This window comes from Morganella sp. EGD-HP17 (assembly GCF_000512315.2).
Classification (GTDB): domain Bacteria; phylum Pseudomonadota; class Gammaproteobacteria; order Enterobacterales; family Enterobacteriaceae; genus Morganella; species Morganella morganii.
In genome coordinates, this window is the sequence record NZ_AZRH01000001.1 from 166656 (window position 1) to 179197 (window position 12542).

Consider the following 12542-nt stretch of genomic DNA (forward strand, 5'->3'; position numbering starts at 1 on the left):
CCTGATGCGTCCGGGAACAGCTGCGTTTAATACGCGGCTGAGTCCGGAAGATTAGTTGAAGATTCTGAAGCGGCTTTCATCATCCATAAAGGCTTTTTCGCCGGCTTCCTGTTCAATGGAACCGAACACTAACTGTGCGCGCAGTTTCCAGTCAGCCGGGATATTCCAGGCTTTGCTGACCTGCTCATCAATCACCGGGTTGTAGTGCTGCAGGGAGGCACCGATATTCTCTTCGGACAGTGCAGTCCAGACAGCAAACTGTGCGATACCGCTGGCCTGTTCAGACCAGATCGGGAAGTTATCCGCATACAGTGCGAATTGTTCCTGTAAGCCTTTGACAACGGACTGGTCTTCAAAGAACAGCACAGTACCGGCACCGGACAGGAAGGCATTATCAATTTTACCTTCGGTCGCAGCAAACGCGTCTGCCGGGACAATGGCGCGCAGTGCATCTTTCACGATATTCCACAGTTTTTTGTGGTTCTCACCAAACAGCACCACGACGCGGGATGATTGTGAGTTAAACGCAGTCGGGCTGTGTTTCACAGCTTCTTTGATGAGCGCGGCGATACGATCCTGAGAAACAGGCAGATTATTACCAAGGCTGTAAATTGTTCTGCGTTTTTTAATTAACTCGATAAATGAATTAGACATGTTACTCTCCGTTAAATTTTTTGTCGGAAAAACCGGTTTCCGCGCTCTCTTCAGTTCATGATGAACAGCATATAAGCAATGAATCAAAAAACATACCGAAAATATTTAACCTTATGTTTCAAAAAATTCGGCCGACAGAAAAATTTCCAATAAATATCATTGAATTAATCATTGTGTGCTGACAGCGTGAAAATATCACGCCGTTGTAACACGATATTCCGGCGATAATTTACTGATCCCGAGTCCGTTCATTTTTCTGACAGAGATCTGCACTGCAATACGTTCTTTCATAGCTTCAATATGGCTGATAACGCCGATGGTTTTCCCGGTGGCATTCAGGTTATCGAGTGCATCCAGCGCGATATCGAGAGTTTCCTGATCCAGCGTGCCGAAGCCTTCATCGAGGAACAGGGATTCAATCTGTGTCTTATGACTGACAAGATCAGATAAGGCCAGTGCGAGCGCCAGACTGACCAGGAACGTTTCCCCGCCGGAGAGGGTTTTGGTATCACGCTGAGTGTCTGCCTGCCAGGTATCGGTGATTTGCAGCTCCAGGCTGTCTGCCGTTTTGCGCTGCAACACATAGCGGCCATGCAGTTTCTCCAGCCGCCGGTTCGCCAGGTGGATCAGATAATCCAGCGTCAGTCCCTGAGCAAAGCGGCTGAATTTGGCACCATCGGCAGAGCCTATCAGCATGTTGAGGCGGCTGCGGTCGGTGACGTCCTGCTGATGCCGGGTGATTTTATCCAGTAAATCGCGCTGCTGTACCCGCAGATTGTCATCCGCCGTCAGCCGCCCGCGCAATTCCCCCTGACGGCTGCTCAGTTCCCGCAGTTGCTGTGTGGCGGCGGTATGTGATTCTGTCAGCTGTTGCCGGGACTGTTCGCGGAACGGCTCCGGTTGGGCGGACAGGTGCTGCTCCAGCGCGGTTCTGGCATCCCCGAGACTGGTGGCGGCTTTCAGTTGTGCCTGGTTAAGCGCTGTTTCCAGCGCCTGTAACTGTTGGTGTTCCTCTTCACTGAGCAGGGCGGCGAGGAAATCAGCCTCACCGGCAAACGGGCTTTCTGCCAGTTGCTGCTGAAAAACCTGCTGATTGTGGTGGTGCTGCTCCTGTGCATCCAGAATCTGCTGTTGCAGCCGCTTTTCTTCCCCCCGGAGCCCTGCGAGGTTTTGTTGCAGGCTGTCGCGCTGCTGTATCAGGGTTTTCAGGCGGTTTTCCGTTTCCTGCTGCTGATAAAGCAGTTTCTGTAATTCCGTGCTGATATTTTTATCACCGAACAGTGCCTGCCGTTGTTCCGTGACAGCGTTGTGCTGTTGTTGCAGTGCAGCCAGTGCGGTGGACTGTTCTGCCAGTTGTGTGGTCAGTTTTGCCTGCTGAGCCTCCAGATTTTGCTGCTGTGCGGTCAGTTCCGCGAGTTGCTGTGCACTTTGCTGTATCTGCTGTTCATTTGCGGCGAACTGATCACTTTCCTGCTGACGCTGCGCCAGCCACTCAGCGGTTTCTGCCGGTGAGGGAATGGTGTAACCAAAGGCGGTCACTGTTTGTGTCAGTGAGGTTTCCAGCGTCTGTTGCTGCTGATAAAGCTGCGTCAGACGGGCGGCCCGTTCCGTCTGCTGCTGTGACAGAAACTGCTGTTCCTGAGTATTGCGCTGTAATGCCTGTGACAGCCGTTCACATTCAGCCTCTTCCGCCTGTAACCGGTTTTGCAGTGTTAATACCTGAGTTTCCAGGGCATGGCGGGCTTCCTGAGCCTGCTGTTGCTGCTGATACAGCCCGTCATAATGCTGAGTGATGTCATTCAGCGATGCCGGGGAATCTGTCAGGGAGTCAAATTCGCCCTCAAGACAGATTTTCTGCCACTGTGCGGTATGGGCCGCGAGGATCTCTCCGGTTTCCTGCAGTGTACTGCTCAGTTTTTCGTGTTGTGTGCGGGTAAACGCTAGCTGAGATTGCTTCGCTGCCAGTGTTTTCTCGGCCTCTCTGGCAGTGTGTGTCAGTGCTTCCAGGCGCTGTGCGGTTTCATCCGGTACTACCTGCTGATAGTCAGCGACAGCCGGGTGATCGGTACTGCCGCACAACGGACAGGGTTCTCCGGCCTGTAAACGCTGACGTTCTGCCTCCAGCCGGACAATGGTTTGCTCCAGCCGGTAACGGGCTGTCAGGTCATGCAGATGTGTCTGCTGGTCGGCCAGAACCGGTTCTTGTTGTGCAATCCATTCTGTCAGCGTTTTAATCTCTTCCTGAGAGGCATGCTGTTGTTGCAGAAGGTTTTCCAGGTTACGGGTCAGCAGGGCGATTTCCGGTGCCAGTGATGCCAGTTTTTGCAGTAATCCGCGTTTTTCACCGGTCTGTTGCAGTTGCGTGGTTAACTGCTGGTCCGGTTCAGTCTGCCGGGCCTGCTGCAATGTGGTTTGTAAGGCCGTCAGCTCTGTTTTCAGCGGCAGAACAGACTGATTGCGGACAGCCAGTTTATTTGTCATTTCTGTGTGTGCTGCGGTCAGTGACTGTTGCTGAACTTCCCCCACCTGCTGCTGTTCTGTCAGTGCGGAAATCTGAGTCCGGTATTCCTGCCGGGTGTGCAGCTCATGCCGCCACTGAACAATGGCAGACGGAAGCTCTGCTTTCTGCGCATTTTCCTGTCTGAACTGTGTGCTGAGCGCATAACTGTCACGGGTTTGCGCCAGCTGTTGCTGAAGTTGTGCTGACTGGTTTTGCAGTGCCTGCTGTTCCTGCAACTGTGCCTGATATTGCTGTTTCAGTGCATCAGACTGACTGTTCAGCAACTGCAGCCGGTTATCCAGCGGCCTGATTTCGTTCTCTGCCAGTGTTTCCAGTTGCTGATGTTGCTGTTTCAGCCCGGTGAGTAACTGTTGTTGTTCCTCACACTGACTGCTCAGTGGCTGCAGCGAGCGGGTGGTGCTCTCTGTTGTTTGTGCCAGTTCCTGCATACGGGTGGTCAGCTGTGCACTTAAGACGGCACTGTTCTGCACCGCCTCCCTGGCCGGACGCAGTTTTTCCGCCGGTTTGGCGCGGGCAAGCCGGTCAAGCCGCGGCCGGGCATCCTGTATCTGCTGCATAACAGCGGCATGCTGCTGTTGCCGCTGTTCTGTTTCTGTATTCAGTGTGTCGCTGTGCTGCCACCATTGTAGTGCGGCCTGTAACTGTGTCTGGCGGATAAGCTGAGCCTGCTCATCCGTCTGCAGTGTGGTCAGTTCAGCCTGACACGTAAGCCGTTCATCATCTGTCATCAGCCGGATAGCACCAGTCTGCGCTTCCAGCAGAGACAACGCCTGTTGCGCGGCTTTGTAGTCTTCATAAACCTGACGGGAAATCAGACGGTAAATTTCCGTACCGGTCAGTTCTTCCAGCAAATCTGCCCGTTCATTATCATCAGCATTCAGAAAAGCGGCGAAATTTCCCTGTGATAACAGAACGGAACGGGTAAAACGGGCAAAATCCAGCCCGGTGATCTCAATAATGCTCTCCCTGACCTGCGTCAGTTTGTCAGAGAGGATTTTTCCGGTGGCGCACTCAGCCAGTTCGGCCTTCGGCGGCTGAAGATTACCGTCGGCTTTATCTCTGGCGCGCCGCTGGCTCCAGAACGCGCGGTATGCTTTTCCTTTGACGGAAAATTCCACTTCGGCCAGACATTCCGCAGTATGGCGGGTCATCACATCATTCTGGGATGCGGATGTTTTTACGCGCGGGGTTTCATGGTAGAGCGCGAGACAGATAGCATCGAGTAAAGTCGTTTTCCCGGCGCCGGTCGGGCCGGTGATGGCAAATAACCCGTTTCCGGCAAAGGGTTCTGCCGTAAAATCAATCTTCCATTCGCCCTGCAGTGAATTGATATTTTTAAACCGTAATGTCAGGATCTTCATTCACTTTTTCCTTTCCGGCTGTCTGTGCGGGTATTGTTTTTTCCGCTGATACCGGTACTGATTTCACTGCTGTCACTCTCTGCCTGGTCACGAACCTGCTCACAAACGTGGCGGAAAAGGGTGGTGAGACGCGGAATATCCTCTTCTTCGGTATCACTGAGTGCCAGACGCCGGGCAAAAACATCATCCGGAGTCAGCTCATTCAGGGTTTCGCGCAGAGCTTCGCTGTTGTCTGCGGTTATCTGTCTGCGCTCGCGCCGCAGCAGGATCACTTCTGCGGCCAGCGGCTCTGTCAGTGCCTGAATGCGTTTCTGAATGTCCGGCAGGTAATCCCGCCCGGCAACTTCGATGTCCAGCCAGACCGGCTGTGTGTGTTCATCACGGGGCGGAAACTGTTCAAACGCCTGACTGATGGTATCCAGATCGCCTTTCAGGCAGACCATCGGCTGAAAACAGGGAACCGGTACCGCATCAATCGCCGTAATGCTGTTGCTATCCAGGGTGAGCAGGAAGACACTTTTTTCCTGTCCGGATTCATCAAAACTGAGCGGGACGGGGGAACCGCTGTAACGGATGGTGCCGCTGTCACCGATGGACTGTGCGCGGTGAATATGCCCGAGGGCAATGTAATCCGCCGGCGGGAAAGCACCGGCGGGAAAGGCATCCAGTGTGCCGATATAAATATCACGGACAGATTCCGATGTTTTGGCACCCACTGTTGTCAGGTGGCCGGTCATAATGATTGGGACATCTGTATCCAACTCAGTCCGTTTTGCCACCGCTCTGTCATAAAGGGACTGATAATGTGACTGTATCGCGGTCAGCAGTGCCAGTTGTTTCTCTGCTTCGGATTGTCCGGCCTGACTTTCCAGAATATCGCGCGGCCGCAGAAACGGCACAGCACAGACAATCGCACCGGGTTGGTTCTGCTTATTATAAAGTACGATCAGATCCCGCGCCGGATCCGGCCGGGCAATCACATCCGCATTCAGGCAGGCCATCAGTTCACGGGATTCATTCAGCGTGGCAACGGCATCATGGTTACCGGCAAGCACAATCAGATGACAGCCGGTCTGTTGCAGTTGTGCAACAAAACGGTTATACAGCTCACGGGCGTAACTCGGCGGGGAGGCGGTATCAAACACATCTCCGGCGACAATCAGGGCATCCGCCCGCTGTTCTTTTATCAGGTTTATCAGCCAGTCTGAAAACTGCAGATGTTCCTGTAACCGGTTTTTAGTGTAAAAATATTGTCCGAGATGCCAGTCTGATGTGTGAATGATTTTCATATATGGTTATTCCTGCCGGGCGAACTGAATGCGCATTGCGTTAGGCGGTTTACTGAAAACAGAGTATAACGGAAATCAGGCGGTAAAAATAAATATTGGATGAATATCCAGTGTTTTACGATCTGACACGCATTTTGTGTGTAGTATGTCAGTTTAATGACATTATCTTTGCGGTGCAGGCTGAGGTATCGGCTGATATTCATAAATCTGTCACAAAAGTGACGCATAATCGCGGCACTGTCTGATGAAATGAAATTAACGGTAAACAGGGAACGCCATGGCAAGACGAATTTTAGTCGTTGAAGATGAAGCACCTATCCGTGAAATGGTCTGTTTTGTACTGGAGCAGAATGGCTATCAGCCTATCGAGGCGGATGATTATGATGCGGCCATTGCCCGGCTGGTGGAGCCTTTCCCTGATCTTGTCCTGCTGGACTGGATGATCCCGGGCGGTTCCGGTATTCAGGTTATCAAACATATGAAACGGGACAGTCAGTTGCGGGAAATCCCGGTGATGATGCTGACGGCGCGCGGTGAAGAGGAAGACCGTGTCAAAGGTCTGGAAACCGGCGCGGATGACTATCTGACCAAACCCTTCTCACCGAAAGAGTTAGTGGCCCGTGTTAAAGCGATTCTGCGGCGCATCTCCCCGATGGCGGCGGATGACCTTATCGCCATGAACGGCCTGACACTCGACCCGGCATCCCACCGCGTAACCAGTAATGAGAACCCGCTGGAAATGGGGCCGACCGAATTCAAACTGCTGCACTTCTTTATGACTCATCCGGAGCGGGTTTACAGCCGTGAACAGCTGCTGAACTATGTCTGGGGGGAAAATGTCTATGTTGAGGACCGCACGGTGGATGTGCATATCCGCCGCCTGCGCAAGGCGCTGGAAGCGGACGGACACGATAAAATGATACAGACAGTCCGGGGAACGGGTTACCGCTTCTCTGTCCGTTACTGATAATAATGTTAAACCGCAAGAGGATCGCGCGTGCTTGAGCGTCTTTCGTGGAAAAAAATTGTACTGGAATTACTGGTTTTCTGCCTGCCGGCACTCTTTTTGTCACTTTTTTTCGGCTATACCGGCTGGTTTCTTGCCGGTGCCCTGTTTGCCGCTGCCGTCTGGCACAGCTATAACTTACTGAAATTGTCTGACTGGCTGTGGCTGGATCGCAGTATGCTGCCACCGCCCGGCCGCAGCAGCTGGGAGCCGATTTTTTACGGTATCTACCAGCTTCAGCAGCGTAACCGCAAGCGCCGCCGTGAACTCGCCACCCTGATCAAACGCTTTCGCAGCGGGGCAGAATCCCTGCCGGATGCGGTGGTGATGATGACAGAAGACGGCAATATTTTCTGGTGTAACAAACATGCCCAGCACCTTCTCGGTTTCCGCTGGCCGGATGATAACGGGCAGCACATCTTTAACCTTCTGCGTTACCCGGATTTCAGCCGTTATCTGACTGCAGGTGACTATACCCTGCCGCTGACGCTGGAACTGAATAACGGCAGCATGATGGAATTGCGCATCATGCCGTATTCAGAAGGGCAGTTGCTGATGGTTGCCCGCGATGTGACGGAAAAACGCCGTCTTGAAAACTCGCGGCGTGATTTCTTTGCCAATGTCAGTCACGAACTGCGCACGCCGCTGACGGTTTTGCAGGGCTATCTGGAGATGCTCGCGGATCAGGATTTTGATAATCCGATGAATAAAAAAGCGATTCTGACCATGCAGGAGCAGACCCGCCGTATGGACGGCATGGTTAAACAGCTTTTGCAGCTCTCAAAAATTGAAGTGGCTGTCAAAAGCGGGCTGGATCAGGTTGTGGATGTGCCGGGGATGCTGATAATGCTTCAGCAGGAAGCCGTGACGCTCAGCCGGGGTAACCATGACATCCGCTTTGCGGTGGATGACAAACTGAAGATTTTCGGGGATGAGGAAGAGCTGCGCAGCGCCATGTCGAACCTGGTGTATAACGCGGTAAATCATACTCCGGAAAATACACGGATTGAGGTCATCTGGGCGCTGCGTAACGGTAACGCGGTGTTCAGTGTGAAAGATAACGGTCCGGGCATTCCGGCGGAACATCTGTCCCGCCTGACTGAACGTTTTTACCGCGTGGATAAATCCCGTTCGCGGCAGACCGGCGGCTCCGGTCTGGGGCTGGCGATAGTGAAACACGCTTTACAGCATCACCACACCCATCTGGATATTACCAGCAAACCCGGGCAGGGAACGGAGTTCAGTTTTACCATTCCTGCGCGGCTTATCGCTAAGTCCTCTCATTAAAGCGGCTTTTGCCGCTTTCTTTATTTAATCGCTGCTAATTTCAGCAGATTTAAAATGTCTGATTAAAATATAAACAAATCATATAGTGTTTATTGAAGCTTACATAACAGCAATCGCTGCTTTGGAAATAGACTTCGGTATATAGTTCTGGTTTTTGCTTTGACTATTGCCTTTCTGCGCTATAAAAGTTTTACTTGTAGTGAGTTATTGGCAAATATCACTGTTTTTTAAATATAATCACTATAGTTATTAACTTAATATGAATAACGTAGTGCTAATAGAATGTTAAAACAGCAGGAGATAGCGCCGGTGACAGATCAGGGAGTTGGATTTTTATTTCCGATATTTTTATTGAATATTTCACATTAAATTAACAGTAACAGACAAAAATAATATGGCGCATCGTTTAACTTCACGAGATATTTTAGCCTTAGGTTTTATGACCTTCGCGCTGTTTGTCGGGGCGGGAAATATTATATTTCCGCCAATGGTCGGCCTTCAGGCCGGCGAAATGGTCTGGACGGCGGCAGCCGGGTTCCTGATCACCGGCGTTGGTTTACCGGTTCTGACAGTGATCGCACTTGCAAAAGTCGGTGGCGGTATTGAGGCACTCAGTACACCAGTCGGTAAATACGCCGGGCTGCTGCTGGCTGTTGTGGCCTATCTGTCCGTCGGGCCGTTGTTTGCCACGCCGCGTACAGCCACCGTTTCTTATAAAATCGGGATTGCGCCGCTGGTAGGCGGAGAATCTGATATTTCCCTGCTGATTTACAGCGTAATCTATTTTGCCTGTGTGATCGGTATTTCTCTGTATCCGGGTAAATTGCTGGACAGCGTCGGCCATGTGCTGGCACCGGTTAAAATGCTGGCTCTGGCTATCCTCGGGGTGGCTGCGGTCATGTGGCCGGCCGGTGATGCCATTATGGCAACGCCGGAGTATAAAGAAATGGCGTTCTCCAACGGGTTTATTAATGGTTATCTGACCATGGATACCCTCGGCGCAATGGTCTTCGGGATTGTCATTGTTAATGCCGCCCGTTCGCGCGGAGTGGAAAACTCCTCACTGCTGACCCGCTATACCATGTGGGCCGGGCTGATTGCCGGTGTGCTGCTGACTCTGGTCTATCTGGCACTGTTCAAATTAGGGGAAAACAGCGGGTCGATTATCCCGAACCCTGCCGATGGTGCGGAAATTCTGCATGAGTATGTCCAGTATACTTTCGGTAACTACGGCAGCTTCTTCCTGGCGGTACTGATTTTTGTGGCCTGTATGGTAACGGCGATCGGCCTGACCTGCGCCTGTGCGGAATTCTTCAGCCGTTATCTGCCGATTTCTTACCGTACTCTGGTGTGGATCCTCGGTGCGTTCTCCATGGTGATCTCCAACCTGGGGCTGAGCAAGTTGATTGCATTCTCCATTCCGGTGCTGGTATCCATTTATCCGCCGTGTATTGTGCTGATCCTGCTGAGTTTCACACTGCGTTTCTGGAAAAAACCGGGACGGGTGGTTGCGCCGGCAATGCTGGTCAGCCTGATCCTCGGGACGATGGGTGCTCTGAAAGCCACTAAAATGTTCGGCCCTTATATGCCGTCATGGATTGAGTCGCTGCCGTTCTTTAAATATGACCTGGCGTGGCTTGCGCCGTCACTGGCGGTGCTGGTGGTTTCCATTGTGGTTGATCGCCTGATGGGCGCTGAGCCGGAAGTGAATCACAAACACGCCTGATAGTCCGGATTATAAAAATACCCTGTCATGTGCGGGGTATTTTTTTGCCCGTTATTCAGGCACAAAAAAACCAGCCCGCAGGCTGGTTTTTGTATCTCTTAACTGCCGGAACTTACAGTTTGCCGGAGTTCTTTTTCAGGAAGTCAGCAACGCCTTTCGGAGATGCATTCATACCTTCCTGACCTTTTTCCCACTGTGCAGGGCATACATCGCCGTGCTCTTCGTGGAATTGCAGTGCGTCAACCATACGCAGCATTTCGTCTACGTTACGGCCCAGCGGCAGGTCGTTGACGACCTGATGACGGACAACACCGTTTTTGTCCACCAGGAAAGAACCGCGCAGAGCAACACCGGCTTCCGGAAACTCAACACCGTAAGCCCGCATGATGTCATGTTTGATATCCGCAATCATCGGATACTGAACCGGACCGATACCGCCATCGTCGATAGCAGTGTTACGCCATGCGTTATGAACAAACTCAGAGTCCATAGACACACCAATCACTTCCACACCGCGTTTTTTGAATTCTTCATAGCGGTGATCGAATGCGATCAGCTCAGAAGGGCAGACGAAAGTGAAGTCCATCGGCCAGAAGAAGATAACAGCCGGACGGCCGTTCAGGTGTTTTTTCAGATTGAAGTTATCAACAATTTCACCGTTACCCATAACGGCTGCAGCTGTAAAATCGGGGGCTTGACGGGTTACCAGAACCATAATTTACTCCTGTAAGATTATATAGAGTATGGCAATAAACAACAGACAGAATAAAGAATCCGGGGATGGTATTAAAGATCATAATACCGATTAATATAATAGGTTTTACCTATCAATAGTTCATTATTCTATCTGCTACCCGAATAAGATAGAGTTATTTGAGTAAAGTTCAAGTGCTAATTGTGTGAATGAACGTAAAAACCGTTACTGACCTGTAAACGGCTTTGTCACACTGTCCATCATCTGCGGATAGAAGCGGAAGAATATCTTTTCAAGAGACTGATAATTATCGGTAAAATCCTGATTTGTCTCCCTGAGCGCGGCAAGTTTCGGACGTCGTTTTGCCATCCCCGCCAACACCTGTCCGATATAGGGGATCTCCTGATAACGGATTAACCAGCGCTGCGGCCACATAAACTCATTCAGCTCCTGAAATTTCACCGGCGTGAACGCCAGTTGCGGTTCAATCACTGTGCGGACGTGTTGTGTGAAATCGGTCAGCGACGTTTTCGGTTCAAACTGAGACCAGTGCAGGGAAAGAAAATGATCCCAGACCACATCCAGCGTGATCGGCGCGTAGCGGCGGTATTCCGGGCGGAACAGCTGACGGGCTTCCCGCACCAGCGGGTGTGAATCGGTCAGGGTATCAATACGCCGGTGCAGCCGGATCCCCGCCGCGACCGGTGCGCTGTACTGTTCTTCCGGTGTGCCGCGGACAAAATCGGCCATCAGATTGCCGAGAAAACTGCTGTTTGCCAGTGAGGCAAGGTGGAGATGTGCGAGAAAATTCATAATACCGCAGCCTTTTATTCCGCCGTCGGCGGGTTATTTCTTGCGCCCTGCTTACCGGGGCACTAGACTATTGCGCCTGTTTTTCTTTTTGAGATGAAACCGAGAATCTCATGCGTGTTGCCGATTTTACTTTTGAACTGCCGGACGAACTGATTGCCTGCTACCCGCAGGCGGAGCGGAGCAAGTGTCGTCTGTTATCGCTTGATGGTATCAGTGGTGAACTGAACCACGGTATCTTCACCGAAGTGCTGAATAAACTCAATCCCGGTGATCTGCTGGTATTTAATGATACCCGCGTGATCCCCGCCAGAATGTTCGGCCGCAAAGCCTCCGGCGGAAAGATTGAAGTGCTGGTGGAGCGGATGCTGGATGAGCACCGTGTACTGGCGCATGTCCGCGCATCGAAAGCACCGAAAGAGGGTGCGGAGCTGCTGCTGGGCGAAGATGAGAGCGTGAAAGCCACCATGGTGGCGCGTCACGATGCGCTGTTTGAAATCCGTTTTGATGATGAGCGCGATGTGCTGACCATTCTGAATCAGATTGGTCATATGCCGCTGCCGCCTTATATTGACCGCCCTGATGAAGAGTCGGATCGCGAGTTATACCAGACCGTGTATAATGACCGCCCCGGCGCGGTGGCCGCACCGACTGCCGGGCTGCACTTTGATGAGCCGCTGCTGGCGGCACTGCGCGAAAAAGGCGTGGAAATGGCCTTTGTCACCCTGCATGTCGGGGCGGGGACTTTCCAGCCGGTGCGTGTGGATAACATCGAAGATCACATCATGCACTCCGAATATGCGGAAGTGCCGCAGAATGTGGTTGATGCCGTGCTGGCGTGTAAAGCGCGGGGTAATAAAGTGATTGCGGTCGGCACAACATCCGTGCGCTCCCTGGAAAGTGCGGCGAAAGCGGCACAGGATGCACTGATAGCGCCATTCTTTGATGATACCCAAATCTTTATTTATCCGGGATATGAGTATCAGGTGGTGGATGCGCTGATCACCAATTTCCATCTGCCGGAATCCACGCTGATTATGCTGGTTTCCGCCTTTGCCGGTTATCAGCACACCATGCAGGCGTATGAAGCGGCGGTGCGTGAACGTTACCGTTTCTTCAGCTACGGGGATGCGATGTTTATTACCCGCAACCCGCAGGCGAAATTTGAAAAAGTTGGTCACGACGACTGATATA

The 12542-nt window shown here is 52.0% G+C and carries 9 protein-coding genes; 4 read left to right on the forward strand and 5 right to left on the reverse strand.

The genetic code is table 11. The features are described from left to right. Positions 1–51: 51 nt before the first annotated feature. The 3 genes from X965_RS00780 to sbcD form a co-directional block, all read right to left on the reverse strand. A complete protein-coding gene (locus X965_RS00780) occupies positions 52–654 on the reverse strand; it encodes a nitroreductase family protein (protein ID WP_004236410.1) in 603 nt (200 codons plus the stop codon). A gap of 195 nt (positions 655–849) precedes the next feature. Then, entirely contained in the window at positions 850–4536 is a 3687-nt protein-coding gene (locus X965_RS00785; RefSeq protein WP_036416648.1) for an AAA family ATPase, read from the reverse strand. Next, a complete protein-coding gene (gene sbcD, locus X965_RS00790) occupies positions 4533–5825 on the reverse strand; it encodes an exonuclease subunit SbcD (RefSeq protein WP_004236412.1) in 1293 nt (430 codons plus the stop codon). The genes X965_RS00785 and sbcD overlap by 4 nt, the downstream gene beginning before the upstream one ends. Before the next feature lie 277 nt (positions 5826–6102). Between sbcD and phoB the strand changes: the two genes are divergently transcribed. From phoB to brnQ, 3 genes are all read left to right on the forward strand, one after another. Further along, complete coding sequence (phoB, locus tag X965_RS00795; RefSeq protein ID WP_004236414.1) at positions 6103–6792, forward strand: phosphate regulon transcriptional regulator PhoB; 690 nt, start codon at positions 6103–6105, stop codon at positions 6790–6792. 30 nt (positions 6793–6822) lie between these two features. Then, positions 6823–8118 carry a phosphate regulon sensor histidine kinase PhoR gene (gene phoR / locus X965_RS00800; protein WP_036416650.1) on the forward strand — a complete coding sequence of 432 codons (1296 nt, stop codon included), beginning with the start codon at positions 6823–6825 and terminating at the stop codon, positions 8116–8118. A gap of 394 nt (positions 8119–8512) precedes the next feature. Next, a complete protein-coding gene (gene brnQ / locus X965_RS00805; RefSeq protein ID WP_015422964.1) occupies positions 8513–9844 on the forward strand; it encodes a branched-chain amino acid transport system II carrier protein in 1332 nt (443 codons plus the stop codon). A 112-nt stretch (positions 9845–9956) separates the two neighbouring features. Here brnQ and X965_RS00810 read toward each other — a convergent pair whose 3' ends face one another. Then, entirely contained in the window at positions 9957–10559 is a 603-nt protein-coding gene (locus X965_RS00810; RefSeq protein WP_004240420.1) for a peroxiredoxin C, read from the reverse strand. A gap of 204 nt (positions 10560–10763) precedes the next feature. After that, positions 10764–11351: an ACP phosphodiesterase gene (locus X965_RS00815; protein WP_004236418.1), complete on the reverse strand. Its 588-nt coding sequence runs from the start codon at positions 11349–11351 to the stop codon at positions 10764–10766. Between the two features lie 110 nt (positions 11352–11461). On the opposite strand from X965_RS00815, the gene queA reads away from it, so the two are divergent. Next, a complete protein-coding gene (gene queA / locus X965_RS00820) occupies positions 11462–12538 on the forward strand; it encodes a tRNA preQ1(34) S-adenosylmethionine ribosyltransferase-isomerase QueA (RefSeq protein WP_036416652.1) in 1077 nt (358 codons plus the stop codon). Positions 12539–12542: the final 4 nt, after the last annotated feature.